General features: G+C 65.0%; 12 protein-coding genes. 9 read left to right on the top strand and 3 right to left on the bottom strand.

Annotation, left to right across the window (positions count from 1 at the left end; translation table 11 throughout):
* The first annotated feature begins 28 nt into the window (after positions 1-28).
* The 3 genes from ML401_RS22565 to ML401_RS22575 are packed head-to-tail and all read left to right on the top strand — an operon-like array spanning position 29 to position 2,617.
* Positions 29-1,384, top strand: coding sequence for a 3-carboxy-cis,cis-muconate cycloisomerase (locus ML401_RS22565; RefSeq protein ID WP_285806956.1), 1,356 nt, complete (start codon positions 29-31; stop codon positions 1,382-1,384).
* Between the two features lie 28 nt (positions 1,385-1,412).
* Entirely contained in the window at positions 1,413-2,195 is a 783-nt protein-coding gene (pcaD, locus tag ML401_RS22570; RefSeq protein WP_285806957.1) for a 3-oxoadipate enol-lactonase, read from the top strand.
* 29 nt (positions 2,196-2,224) lie between these two features.
* Positions 2,225-2,617, top strand: coding sequence for a carboxymuconolactone decarboxylase family protein (locus ML401_RS22575; protein WP_285806958.1), 393 nt, complete (start codon positions 2,225-2,227; stop codon positions 2,615-2,617).
* On the opposite strand, the gene ML401_RS22580 is transcribed toward ML401_RS22575, so the two are convergent.
* Together ML401_RS22580 and ML401_RS22585 are read right to left on the bottom strand one after the other, a co-directional pair.
* Positions 2,579-3,127, bottom strand: coding sequence for a hypothetical protein (locus tag ML401_RS22580; RefSeq protein ID WP_285806959.1), 549 nt, complete (start codon positions 3,125-3,127; stop codon positions 2,579-2,581). The two genes, ML401_RS22575 and ML401_RS22580, sit on opposite strands and share 39 nt — an antisense overlap.
* A 279-nt stretch (positions 3,128-3,406) precedes the next feature.
* The gene (locus ML401_RS22585) at positions 3,407-3,580 is read right to left on the bottom strand and encodes a hypothetical protein (RefSeq protein ID WP_181769418.1); all 174 of its coding nucleotides are present in this window, start codon (positions 3,578-3,580) and stop codon (positions 3,407-3,409) included.
* A gap of 288 nt (positions 3,581-3,868) precedes the next feature.
* On the opposite strand from ML401_RS22585, the gene ML401_RS22590 reads away from it, so the two are divergent.
* The 5 genes from ML401_RS22590 to ML401_RS22610 all read left to right on the top strand — a co-directional run bounded on the left by ML401_RS22590 (position 3,869) and on the right by ML401_RS22610 (position 8,959).
* Entirely contained in the window at positions 3,869-4,786 is a 918-nt protein-coding gene (locus ML401_RS22590) for a branched-chain amino acid ABC transporter permease LivH (protein ID WP_285806960.1), read from the top strand.
* A 27-nt stretch (positions 4,787-4,813) separates the two neighbouring features.
* Positions 4,814-6,109, top strand: coding sequence for a high-affinity branched-chain amino acid ABC transporter permease LivM (livM, locus tag ML401_RS22595; protein ID WP_194403099.1), 1,296 nt, complete (start codon positions 4,814-4,816; stop codon positions 6,107-6,109).
* Complete coding sequence (locus ML401_RS22600) at positions 6,106-6,939, top strand: ABC transporter ATP-binding protein (RefSeq protein ID WP_285806961.1); 834 nt, start codon at positions 6,106-6,108, stop codon at positions 6,937-6,939. Before livM ends, ML401_RS22600 begins: the two co-directional genes overlap by 4 nt.
* A complete protein-coding gene (locus ML401_RS22605) occupies positions 6,936-7,679 on the top strand; it encodes an ABC transporter ATP-binding protein (protein ID WP_285806962.1) in 744 nt (247 codons plus the stop codon). Before ML401_RS22600 ends, ML401_RS22605 begins: the two co-directional genes overlap by 4 nt.
* A gap of 161 nt (positions 7,680-7,840) precedes the next feature.
* Positions 7,841-8,959, top strand: coding sequence for a branched-chain amino acid ABC transporter substrate-binding protein (locus ML401_RS22610; protein ID WP_194403102.1), 1,119 nt, complete (start codon positions 7,841-7,843; stop codon positions 8,957-8,959).
* 81 nt (positions 8,960-9,040) lie between these two features.
* Here the strand turns inward: ML401_RS22610 and ML401_RS22615 are convergent, their stop codons facing one another.
* Positions 9,041-9,427: a response regulator gene (locus ML401_RS22615; RefSeq protein WP_285806963.1), complete on the bottom strand. Its 387-nt coding sequence runs from the start codon at positions 9,425-9,427 to the stop codon at positions 9,041-9,043.
* A gap of 236 nt (positions 9,428-9,663) precedes the next feature.
* On the opposite strand from ML401_RS22615, the gene ML401_RS22620 reads away from it, so the two are divergent.
* Positions 9,664-12,471, top strand: a complete 2,808-nt coding sequence (locus tag ML401_RS22620; protein ID WP_285806964.1) for a PAS domain S-box protein — start codon at positions 9,664-9,666, stop codon at positions 12,469-12,471.
* Positions 12,472-12,524: the final 53 nt, after the last annotated feature.

Here is a 12,524-nt window from a genome sequence, read left to right on the forward strand (position 1 = left end):
CGGCCATGATGATTAGGTCGCGCGCAATATGAGCACATCCCTCTCCCCCCTGCTCGCACCGATGCTGTCGAGCGCCGCCATGCGCGCCGTCTGCGACGACCGGTCGACCCTGCAGAACATGCTTGATTTCGAGGCAGCTCTGGCCCGCGCCGAGGCCGCCACGGATGTGATTCCGGCATCCGCCGTCGGCCCGATCGAGGCCGCGTGCAAGGCCGATTCCATTGACATGACCGCACTGGCGGAGGCCGCGACGCGATCGGGCAATCTCGCGATTCCCCTGGTCAAGGCCCTGACGGTCAATGTCGGCAAGGCCGACAAGGAGGCCGCGCGCTATGTGCATTGGGGTGCGACCAGCCAGGATGTCATCGACACCGCGACCATGCTCACGCTTCGCGCCGGCATCGATGCGCTGGACGCCGACCTCAGCCGCGCCATCAAGAGCTTTGCCGCCCTGGCGCGCAGCCATCGCAATACCGCGATGGTGGCACGGACCTGGCTCCAGCACGCACTGCCGATGCCGTTCGGCCTGAAGGCCGCAGAATATGCCTCGAGCCTCGCCCGCGCCCGCTGCCGCCTGCGGCGGCTGCGCCGCGAGGGCCTCGCGCTGCAATTCGGCGGCGCGGCCGGCACGCTCGCGGCCCTCGGCGACAAGGGCCTTGCGGTAGCGGAACGCCTCGCGCACGAGCTCGACCTGCCGCTACCGGAAGCGCCCTGGCACACCCATCGCGACCGGATCGCGGAGGCCGCGTCCTGCTTCGCCATTCTGGCGGGAAGCTGCGGCAAGATCGCGCGCGACGTCTCGCTGATGATGCAGACCGATGTCGCCGAAGCATTCGAACCGGCCGGCGAAGGCCGCGGCGGCTCCTCGACCATGCCGCACAAGCGCAACCCGGTCGCCGCCGCAAGCGCGCTGGGCGCCGCCACCATGGCTCCGCAGCTTGCCGCTACGATCTTCGCGGCTCAAGTGCAGGACCACGAGCGCAGCGCCGGTCCCTGGCACGCGGAGTGGCCGACGCTGCCGCAATTGATGCTGGTCACCTCGGGCGCACTGGCCGCCATCGTCGACATCGCCGAGGGCCTCGACGTCGACGCCGCGCGCATGCGCAGCAATCTCGATGCGACGCACGGGCTGATCATGGCGGAGGCGATCACCTTTGCGCTGGCCGAGACGATCGGCAAGAGCGATGCGCATCATCTCGTCGAGGCCGCCAGCAAGCGCGCGGTCGCCGAGAAGAAGCATCTGCGCGAGGTGCTGTCGGCCGATTCGCTAGTCACCGCGCAGCTTTCGCCGGAAAAAATTGCGGCATTGTTCGAGCCGATGGCCTATCAAGGGGCTTCCCAAGCCCTGATCGACCGGCTGCTCGACAGCCTCGACCGCGAATAAGAACTGCAAGATACGACGGAGACGCCGCATGCCCATGATCGATGCCGACGGATGCCTGCTCAACGTCTCCGTCGAGGGCCGCGACGGCGGGCCGACCTTGATGCTCTCCAACTCGCTCGGCTGCACGCTGCAGATGTGGGAGCCGCAGATGAAGGCGCTGACACAGGTGTTCCGCGTCATTCGCTATGACCGCCGCGGCCATGGCAAGTCCAACGTTCCGCCCGGCCCCTATACGATGGAGCGCTTCGGCCGCGACGTGCTCGCGATCCTCGACGACCTCAACATCGAGAAGGTGCATTGGTGCGGCCTGTCGATGGGCGGCATGGTCGGGCAGTGGCTGGGCGCCAACGCACCGGAACGCTTCGGCAAGCTCATCCTCGCCAACACCTCCTGCTATTATGCAGAGCCGACCAAATGGCTGGAACGCATCGACGCCGTGAAGAAGGGCGGCATCGCCGCGGTCGCCGATGCCGTGATCGCGGGCTGGCTGACGCAGGATTTTCGCGAGCGCGAGCCCGACATCACCGCCAGGATGAAGTCGATGCTGCTCGCCTCGCCGGTCGAAGGTTATCTCGCCTGCTGCGAAGCACTGTCGACGCTGGACCAGCGCGAGCTGCTTCCCAAGATCAAGAATCCGACGCTGGTGATCGCCGGCCGCCACGACATGGCGACGCCGATCTCGGCAGGTGAATTGATCCGCTCGAAGATTCCCGGCGCGAGCATGACCATCATCGACGCCGCACATATTTCCAACATCGAGCAGCCGCACGCGTTCACGGATGCGGTGGTGGGATTCTTGACGCAGCGCTAGCCACCATCTTCGTCATCCCGGAGGACAGAATGGACGACCAGAAGCGCCGCGATGCCGGCATGAACATTCGCCGCAAGGTGCTGGGCAATGCCTGGGTCGACAAGTCGATCGCGAACCGCAACGCCTTCAACACCGATTTCCAGGACATGATCACGCGCTACGCCTGGGGCGAGATCTGGACGCGGCCGCATTTCGACGAGCGCACGCGGCGGGTGCTGGTGATCGGCACCATGGTTGCGCTCGGGCAATGGGACGAATTCCGCCTGCACGTGCGGGCGGCGCTCGCCGAAGGCGGCTTCACGCCCGACGACATCAAGGAAATCCTGCTGCAGCAGGCGATCTATTGCGGCGTGCCGGCAGTGAACCACGCCGTCAAGGAAGCCTCAGCGATTGTGCAGGAGCTCGGCCTGCTCAAGGCCTAGGGGAGCTGCGATCGCGGCGGTCTCTTGAACCGCCTTGTGGACCGTCTTGGGCGCGGTCTCGGGCCGTTCGATCACCACCACGATGGCGGCGCCGAGCAGGAGCAGCAGCTCGGTGGCATGCAGCCGGAGCGCGGCCATCTCGCCGACCTTCGAGGCCATGACCATGCTGGCGAACGAGATCAGGCTGCCGATCGCCAGGGCAATGCCGAGCGCCTCGTCGCTGCCGCCATTCCTGCGGGTGCGAGGAATGCAGAGCAGCACGAGATAGATCGCAAAGAACGCCACGACCGTCAGCCGGCCCAGCGCCAGCAGCCACGCGGCGCGCACCGTGTCCATGCCGGCCATCTGGAGATGGTCGCTCAGGTACAGCGCAACCGCAACGCTCGGCCGCTCGTAGAGGCCATGCACGGGTGCGATGATGATGTTGAAGGCGACAAGCGCCCAGGCCGGGATGAAATAGGCCGCCAGCAGCGCGCCGTTGACCGAGCCGATCCGCCAATTCCCGAACATAGCCGCTTCCCGCTTCGCCTGCCGTTCGCCTTCGACCGAAGGCTTTGCGGGGAGCTAACTCGCATCAGACTGTGGCGGCAATTTAAACCCTTTGTTTACCTTAACTGCCCTCGCGATCGTCATTCCGGGGCGGGCTCGCAGAGCCGAACCCGGAATTTCGGGATTCCAGGTCTGGCGCCAACGCACCATCCCGGAAGGACGCGGACAAGCGCTTGACCCGAAAGAAAAAAGGCCCCGCCTTCCGGCGGGGCCCTCTCTACTCCTCGGCTCCCAAACTCGCTATTCCTGGTCGCGCTGGCCGCCCTGCTGCTGGCCGGGCCGATCGCCCTGGCGCATCGGGTCGTTCTGCTGCTGCTGTCCGGGTTTCTGACCACCGCCCTGCTGCTGCCCGGGGCGCTGCTGGCCGGGGTTCTGACTCTGCTGACCCGGATTCTGGTTCTGCTGCTTCGTCATTCGGGGAACTCCCTTGTTGGACGTCAGAGCCGAGACAACGGCCGGCGGCCATTTTGGTTGCTCTGCGGAACCCAGTTCCTCGCAGCTGCGGAACCCGAGCTCAAATCACCTCTGTACAAGACCTCCTGCTGTCGCGTGAGCTGTTGCAGCCGTCAGTTCCCTCCTGTTACAAAACGGCAAGAACGCTGAGGGGCTGCCGGGGCCCAATAAAAACACGCTCAAACCACACTCCAACCCACTCTCCTCAGAGCTCACCTTGAGCCCGCGTCAGGTTTGGTACGGCAGCCCATGGATTATTTCACCCAGCAGCTCATCAACGGTCTCGTCCTGGGCTCGATCTACGGCCTGATCGCCATCGGCTATACGATGGTCTATGGCATCGTCGGCATGATCAACTTCGCCCATGGCGACGTCTTCATGGTCGGCGGCTTCATTGCCTTGATCACCTTCCTGATCCTGATCTCGCTCGGGCTGACCGCGATACCGCTGATCCTGCTCGTCGTGCTGCTCGTCTCGATGGCGATCACCGCGCTTTATGGCTGGACCATCGAGCGCATCGCCTACCGGCCGCTGCGCCATTCCTTTCGCCTTGCCCCGATGCTGTCGGCGATCGGCATGTCCTTCGTGCTGACCAATTACTCGCAGGTGGCGCAGGGCGCGCGCGTCAAGCCGATCCCGCCCTTCATCACCGGCGGCTACACCCTGCACGAGAGCACGGACGGCTTCGTGATCCAGCTCTCCAACATCCAGATCATGGTGGTCGTCACCACCATCGTGCTGCTGGCCCTCTTCACCTGGCTGGTGTCGCGCACCCGGCTCGGGCGCGACATGCGCGCCTGCGAGCAGGACCAGACCATGGCGGCGCTGCTCGGGGTCGACGTCGACCGCACCATCTCCATGACCTTCGTGATCGGTGCCGCGCTCGCCGCAGTCGCGGGCCTGATGTACCTGCTCTATTACGGCCTCGTCGATTTCTTCATGGGCTTCGTCGCGGGCATCAAGGCGTTCACCGCCGCCGTGCTCGGCGGCATCGGCTCGCTGCCCGGCGCCATGCTCGGCGGCCTTGCGATCGGCCTGATCGAGACGTTCTGGTCGGCCTATTTCTCGGTCGAATACAAGGACGTCGCGGCGTTCTCGATCCTGATCGTCGTGCTGATCTTCATGCCGACCGGCTTGCTCGGTCGTCCCGAAGTCGAAAAAGTCTGACGGTCGCGCGTGGCAGCTTCCTCACCCATGAAGGCCAAATCTGGCATCCCCGCCATCCTGAAGACGGCTTTGGTCAACGCGCTGGTCGCGCTGGTGCTGTTCTCGTTGATGGTCGGCATCCGCACCGAGGCGGGCGCCTCCGGCCAGCTCACTTATTGGACGCGCTTCGGCGAGCTCGCGTCCCTCGTCGCTGCAGTGTTCGGCGGCTCGATCGTCATCGAGGTGCTGCGGCAATGGATCGGCCCGACCGGCGCCGAGAAACTGGTGCCACCGGCGGTCTCGAACGGCATGTCGTTCATCGGCCGCTACCTCGCTCCGGCGCTTTTGATCTTCACGCTGCTGGTGCCGGTGATCTTCTATAACCAGCGCTACATCCTCGACCTTGCGATCCTCGTGCTCACCTATGTCATGCTGGGCTGGGGGTTAAACGTCGTGGTCGGGCTCGCGGGCCTGCTCGATCTCGGCTACGTCGCCTTTTATGCGGTCGGCGCCTATTCCTACGGGCTGCTTGCGACCAATTTCGGCTGGTCGTTCTGGATCTGCCTGCCGCTCGCCGGCATCCTCGCGGCGTTCTGGGGCGTCCTGCTCGGCTTCCCCGTGCTGCGCCTGCGCGGCGACTATCTCGCCATCGTGACGCTCGCCTTTGGCGAGATCATCCGCCTCGTCATCATCAACTGGCAGGAGCTCACCGGCGGCCCCAACGGCGTCTCCGGCATTCCCCGCCCCACCTTCTTCGGCATCCCGCTCGACAACAGCGATGACGGCCTCGCCGCCAAGCTCGGCATCGAATATTCGCCGACGCACCGCATCGTCTTCCTGTTCTATCTGATCCTGGCGCTGGCGCTGCTCACCAACTGGGCGACGATCCGCCTGCGCCGCCTGCCGATCGGGCGCGCCTGGGAAGCCTTGCGCGAGGACGAGGTCGCCTGCCGCGCGCTCGGCATCAACACCACGACCACCAAGCTCACGGCGTTCGCGACGGGTGCGATGTTCGGCGGCTTTGCCGGCGCGTTCTTCGCCACTCGCCAGGGCTTCATCAGCCCGGAATCCTTCACCTTCCAGGAATCGGCGCTGGTGCTCGCCATCGTCGTGCTCGGCGGCATGGGCTCGCAGCTCGGCGTCGCGCTGTCCGCGCTCGCCATGATCGGCGGCTTCGAGCTGTTCCGCAGCCTCGAAACCTATCGCATGCTGGTGTTCGGCATGGCCATGGTGCTGATCATGATCTGGCGGCCGCGTGGCCTGGTCGGCCATCGCGCCCCGACCGTCTATCTCACCAAGGCGCACGCGATCTCCTCCGACCTCGTCAAGGAAGGGCACGGATGAGCGGCGACAAGATTCTCGACGTCGACAGGCTCACCATGCGCTTCGGCGGCATCGTCGCCGTGCAGGACCTGTCATTCTCGGCGGCGCGCAAGAAGATCACTGCCCTGATCGGACCGAACGGCGCCGGCAAGACCACCGTGTTCAACTGCATCACCGGCTTCTACAAGCCGAGCGGCGGCGCCATCCACCTCACCCATGACGACGGCAGGACGGTCGCGCTGGAGCGGCTGAATGATTTCCGCATTGCCAAGCAGGCCAAGGTCGCCCGCACCTTCCAGAACATCAGGCTGTTTCCCGGCATGACTGCGCTGGAAAACCTGATGGTGGCGCAGCACAACGCACTGATGCGCGCCTCCGGATTCACTCTCCTCGGTCTCCTCGGCGTTCCTACCTACCGTGACGCCGAAAAACGCGCCATCGACCTCGCCATCGACTGGCTCAAGCGGGTCAACCTGCTCGACCGCGCCGACGATGCCGCCGGCAATTTCGCCTATGGCGACCAGCGCCGGCTCGAGATCGCGCGCGCCATGTGCACCGAGCCCGCGCTTCTGTGCCTGGACGAACCCGCCGCCGGCCTCAATGCGCGCGAGAGCGCGGCCTTGAGCGAGCTCCTGCTCTCGATCCGCGATGAACTCGGCACCTCGATCCTCCTGATCGAGCACGATATGTCGGTCGTGATGGAGATCTCCGACCACATCGTGGTGATGGACCATGGCGTCAAGATCGCGGAAGGCACGCCGCGCGAGATTCGCGACGATCCCAAGGTGATCGCCGCCTATCTCGGCGCCGACGAGGAAGAGGCGGCTGCTGTGATGGAGGGCGGCTCGTGACGCCGGCACCCTCTCCTCTGCTCGTGATCCGCGGCTTGCGCGCCGCCTACGGCAAGATCGAGGCGCTGAAGGGCGTCGACGTCGAGATCAATGCCGGCGAGATCGTGGCCCTGATCGGCGCCAACGGTGCCGGCAAGTCGACCCTGATGATGACGATCTTCGGCAAGCCGCGCGCCCGTGCCGGCCAGATCCTGTATGAAGGCCGCGACATCACCGACGTCCCCACGCACGCGATCGCGCATTTGCGCATCGCCCAATCCCCGGAGGGCCGCCGCATCTTCCCGCGCATGAGCGTGGCGGAAAACCTCCAGATGGGGGCGGACGCCACCGAATGCACCGAGACCGAACGGGAGGCCACGCTCCAGCGTGTCTTCACGCTGTTTCCGCGGCTGAGGGAACGCTACGCCCAGCGCGGCGGAACCCTGTCCGGCGGCGAGCAGCAGATGCTGGCGATCGGCCGCGCCTTGATGAGCCGTCCTCGCCTGCTGCTGCTCGACGAGCCCTCGCTGGGCCTCGCGCCGCTGATCGCGCGCCAGATATTCGATGCGATCCGCACCCTGAACCGCCAGGACGGCCTGACCGTCCTGATCGTCGAGCAGAACGCCAACCATGCCCTCAAGCTCGCCCATCGCGGCTATGTCATGGTCAATGGCCTGATCACGCTGGCCGGCACCGGCGCCGAATTGTTGCAGCGCCCCGAGATTCGCGCCGCCTATCTGGAGGGCGGCCGGCACGGCTGACCGAACCACGAGCCAGCCAGCGTGCGGCCGAATGCGGCGAGATATCTGCGCCAATGCCCGTATTTTGCCGGTGACTTCTCCTGAGATTCATTCAAGAATGGCGCCGGTTTGAACCGGGCATGCCCGGCAACGTCCACAGGCGACCACCCGCGAGGTATCTCATGAAATCACTGAAGCTCATCGGTCTGGCATTCGGCGTATCGATCGCGCTGTCGAGCGCGGCATTCGCGCAGGATGTCACCGTCGCAGTCGCAGGCCCGATGACCGGCGGCGAGTCCGCCTTCGGCCGCCAGATGAAGAACGGCGCCGAAATGGCCGTGGCCGATATCAATGCCGCCGGCGGCGTCAACGGCAAGAAGCTCGCGCTGTCCGTCGAGGACGACGCGTGCGACCCGAAGCAGGCGCGCTCGATCGCCGAAAAGATCGCCGGCGCCAAGATGCCCTTCGTCGCCGGGCACTACTGCTCCTCGTCGTCGATCCCCGCCTCGGAGGCCTATGCGGACGGCAACGTCCTGCAGATCACCCCCGCCTCGACCAACCCGCTCTTCACCGAGCGCAAGCTGTGGAACGTGGCACGCGTCTGCGGCCGTGACGACCAGCAGGGCTTGATCGCGGCGCAGTACATCGCCAAGAACTACAAGGGCAAGAACATCGCGATCCTCAACGACAAGACCACCTACGGCAAGGGTCTTGCCGACGAGACCAAGAAGGCGCTCAACAAGGCGGGCGTCACCGAGAAGATGTACGAGTCCTACAACAAGGGCGACAAGGACTTCAACGCGATCGTCTCGCGCCTGAAGCGCGACAATATCGACCTCGTCTATGTCGGCGGTTACCACCAGGAGAGCGGCCTGATCCTGCGTCAGATGCGCGACCAGGGCCTCAAGACCGTGCTGATGGCCGGCGACGCGCTTGCCGACAAGGAGTACGCCTCGATCACCGGCCCCGCCGGCGAAGGCACCCTGTTCACCTTCGGCCCCGATCCGCGCAACAAGCCGACCGCCAAGAAGATCGTCGACGCCTTCAAGGCCAAGAACATCGATCCGGAGGGCTACACCCTCTACACCTATGCGGCGATGCAGGTCTGGTCACAGGCGGCCAAGAAGGCCGGCACCACCGACGCCAAGAAGGTCATGGAGGCGATGAAGGCCGGCAAGTGGGACACCGTGATCGGCCCGATCGAGTATGACGCCAAGGGCGACATCAAGCAGATCGACTACGTCGTCTACAAATGGGACGCCAAGGGCGGCTACTCCGAGATCAAGGGCAACGGCACCTGAGCGCGGCTCCGGGACTCAAATCCCGCCATGCGATCATCCTCACGCCCCGGCTTGCCCCGGGGCGTTTTCTTTGTGGCAGGATCAGACGGCTGCGGGCAGCTCGCCGGCGGCCGCGGCCTGGGCCTTGCGAAGCACCTGCAGGAGGTCGTTCGGACGAAACGGCTTCTGCAGGCAAATCACGCTGGCGAGGTGGGGCGACTGCTCCATGAAATCCAGCGCCGTCATTCCGGACACGGCAACGACGGGAAGCCCCGGTGCGCGCTCGCGCAGGGTCGCAATGACGTCGACACCGCTGATATCGCCGAGGAAAATATCGACGATCACCGCGTCAAAGCGGCCTTCTGCGAAGGTCTTCAGCCCGGCCGCACCGCCGTCGGCCTCGGCAACCCCGTAATGGTTGACCCGAAGCACGATCGCGACCATCGCGCGGACGTCCTTCTGGTCGTCGATGATGAGAACGCGAGGCATGGGAACAACTCCCGCAGATCGATCAAATGATATGATTCAAACCTGGAACCCGGCACCGTGGCAGGGCATTATGACACCACCCAGTAAAGCGCATCTTACCTGGTCCCCATTCCGCGTTCCCCCTCAAATTAAGTAAGCTGTAACCTTCGGTTGAGTCGCCGCGGTATCAGTTCACGACACGCGCCCGGAACGGGCTACCGTAGGAGGTCAGGACTGCCGATCTTGGAACTGCGGAGATGCTCAAAACGGGTCTGCACGAGATGAACGCGCCTGCGATCGACCGAAGCACATTTCTTTCGACTCTGCCGGCAGCGTCGACCGACCGGACCGCGGCTTTGTGGATCGTCGGCATCTCCTCGATCCTGTTCGCATTGGCCGTTCCGTTCGCAGGTATCCCGCTGCCGCCGGTCCCGGCCTTTGTCGCGAGCTATCAATCGGCGCTGGCCGTCAGCGACATCATCACGGCCGTGCTGCTGCTGTCGCAGTTTTCGGTGGTGCGGACCCGCGCCCTGCTGTGGCTGTCGACCGGCTACCTGTTCACCGCCGCGGCAGCGCTGGTCCATGCCCTCACCTTCCCCGGCCTGTTCACGCCGACCGGGCTGTTTGGCGCGGGCAGCCAGACCACGGTCTGGCTCTATATGATCTGGCACGGCGTCTTCCCGCTGTTCGTGCTGGGCTATGCCTGGCTGAAGGAACAGGACGGCGGCCCCAGGATCCAGGGCCCGACCAGCACCGCGATCTACGCGACCGTGCTCGGCGTCGTCGCGACCATGGGCGCCTTCGCCTGGATCGTCACCGCCCAGCACGATTTGTTGCCGGTTCTGCTCCGCGACGGCCGTTACACACCGACCATGATCGGCGTCGTCTCCTTCGTGTGGTCGCTGAGCTTCGCCGCGCTGGTATCGCTCTGGTTCCGCCGCCCGCATTCGGTGATCGACGTCTGGCTCATGGTCGTGATGTGCGCATGGCTGTTCGACATCGCGCTGTCCGCGATCGTCAACGTCGCGCGCTTCGATCTCGGTTTCTACGCCGGCCGCCTCTATGGCCTCTGCGCCTCGAGCTTCGTGCTCGCGGTGCTGCTGATCGAGAACGTCCGCCTTCAGGTGCACACCGTCGGCCTCGTCGGCAGGCTGCGCCAGCAATCGGCGTCGGAACGCGACTATTACGGCAAGCGCCTCGCCCTGTACGGCGCCGTCGTCGAATCCTCCAACGATGCCATCATCACGAAGACGCTCGACGGCATCATCACCGGCTGGAACAAGGCCGCCGAGCATCTGTTCGGCTATTCCGCCGCGGAGGCCGTCGGCAGGTCGATCGACATCATCGTGCCGCCGGACCGAAAAGGCGAAGTCAGGAGCATCCTCAACCAGATCGCCGGCAACGAATCGATCGCCCAGCACGAGACGGTGCGGATTCGAAAGGATGGCCGCGCGCTCGACGTCGTCCTGAACGTATCACCCTTGAGATCGGACAACGGAGAGATCATCGGGGCCTCCAAGATCGCCCATGACATCACGGAGGAGAAACAGGCGCGCGAGAAGCTGCGCCGCGAGACCGAGGAGCGCCAGCGCATCTTCGAGACCTCGCAGGACCTGATCCTGGTCACCGATGGTTTCGGCAATTTCATCCAGGTCAGCCCGAGCGTGAAGGACATTCTCGGCTTCAGCCCGGACGACATGATCGGGCACAGCGCGACCGAGTTCATCCACCCTGACGACCTCGAGAGGACGCGCGACGAGATGCGGGCGGCACGGCGCGGCGCGGTCAAGCGCAGCTTCGAGGCGCGCTACTATCATTACGACGGTCACGAGGTCACGCTGAACTGGATGGGCACCTGGTCCGAGCCGGTGAAGCGCCATTTCTTCATCGGCCGGGACCTCACGGAGAAGCAGGCCGCCGAAGCCCAGTTCCGGCAGGTCCAGAAGATGGACTCCATCGGCCAGCTGACCGGCGGCGTCGCGCACGACTTCAACAACGTGCTGACCGTCATCACCGGCACGATCGGCATCCTGGCCGACGCGGTTGCCGACCGCCCCGAGCTGGCTGCGATCACCAAGCTGATCGACGACGCGGCCGAGCGCGGCGCCCAGCTGACCAAGCATCTGCTGGCCTTCGCCCGCAAGCAGCCGCTCCAGCCTCGCGAGATCGACGTCAACGCGCTGGCGCTCGAAGCCGCCAAACTGCTGCATCCGACGCTGGGCGAGCAGATCACGATCATGCCGCAGCTCACCGAGGACGCCTGGCCGACGCTGGTCGATCCCGGCCAGCTATCCACCGCGATCCTCAATCTCGCGTTGAACGCGCGTGACGCCATGCCCGAGGGCGGCACCTTGGTGCTGGAGACCCGCAACATCTTTCTCGACGACGGTTATGCCAGCATGAATCCCGACGTCGTCGCCGGCAATTACGTGATGATTGCCGTCAGCGACACCGGCAGCGGGATTCCGCCGGACCTGATCGACCGGGTGTTCGACCCGTTCTTCACCACCAAGGAGGTCGGCAAGGGCACCGGCCTCGGCTTGAGCATGGTGTTCGGCTTCGTCAAGCAGTCGGGCGGCCACATCAAGATCTACAGCGAGGTAGGCCACGGCACGAGCGTGAAGATCTACCTGCCGCGCTCGACCGGGGTGCAGGAGACCGAGTTCGAGGCGCAGCAGAACGCGCCCATTACCGGCGGCAACGAGAAGATCCTGATCGTCGAGGACGACGCGCTGGTGCGGCAATATGTGGTGACCCAGGTCAAGAGCCTCGGCTATACCGCGCTCGAGGCCGCCAACGGCGCGGAGGCCCTGACCATCATCGACAGCGACAAGACCATCGACCTGCTCTTCACCGACATCATCATGCCCGGCAACATGAACGGCCGTCAGCTCGCCGACGAGGCCGCTCGCCGCCGTCCCGACCTGAAGACATTGTTCACCTCGGGCTACACCGAGAATGCCATCGTCCATCACGGCCGGCTCGATTCCGGCGTGCTGCTGCTGGCAAAGCCCTACCGCAAGTCCGAACTCGCCAAGATGCTCAGGACCGCGCTGGCGAGTTGAGCCTGCGGCGTCCCTGCGCTATCGCAAGGCGAACTCCTTTCAGCGCGCGAGGC

Source organism: Bradyrhizobium sp. 62B, from assembly GCF_030272265.2.
Taxonomy (GTDB): Bacteria; Pseudomonadota; Alphaproteobacteria; order Rhizobiales; family Xanthobacteraceae; genus Bradyrhizobium.

What these genes read in the sequence shown, in the direction of transcription:
- ML401_RS22565 (WP_285806956.1), top strand. Translation starts at nt 29, where the DNA reads ATGAGCACATCCCTCTCCCCCCTGCTCGCACCGATGCTGTCGAGCGCC.
- pcaD (WP_285806957.1), top strand. Translation starts at nt 1,413, where the DNA reads ATGCCCATGATCGATGCCGACGGATGCCTGCTCAACGTCTCCGTCGAG.
- ML401_RS22575 (WP_285806958.1), top strand. Translation starts at nt 2,225, where the DNA reads ATGGACGACCAGAAGCGCCGCGATGCCGGCATGAACATTCGCCGCAAG.
- ML401_RS22580 (WP_285806959.1), bottom strand. Translation starts at nt 3,127, where the DNA reads ATGTTCGGGAATTGGCGGATCGGCTCGGTCAACGGCGCGCTGCTGGCG.
- ML401_RS22585 (WP_181769418.1), bottom strand. Translation starts at nt 3,580, where the DNA reads ATGACGAAGCAGCAGAACCAGAATCCGGGTCAGCAGAGTCAGAACCCC.
- ML401_RS22590 (WP_285806960.1), top strand. Translation starts at nt 3,869, where the DNA reads ATGGATTATTTCACCCAGCAGCTCATCAACGGTCTCGTCCTGGGCTCG.
- livM (WP_194403099.1), top strand. Translation starts at nt 4,814, where the DNA reads ATGAAGGCCAAATCTGGCATCCCCGCCATCCTGAAGACGGCTTTGGTC.
- ML401_RS22600 (WP_285806961.1), top strand. Translation starts at nt 6,106, where the DNA reads ATGAGCGGCGACAAGATTCTCGACGTCGACAGGCTCACCATGCGCTTC.
- ML401_RS22610 (WP_194403102.1), top strand. Translation starts at nt 7,841, where the DNA reads ATGAAATCACTGAAGCTCATCGGTCTGGCATTCGGCGTATCGATCGCG.
- ML401_RS22615 (WP_285806963.1), bottom strand. Translation starts at nt 9,427, where the DNA reads ATGCCTCGCGTTCTCATCATCGACGACCAGAAGGACGTCCGCGCGATG.
- ML401_RS22620 (WP_285806964.1), top strand. Translation starts at nt 9,664, where the DNA reads ATGCTCAAAACGGGTCTGCACGAGATGAACGCGCCTGCGATCGACCGA.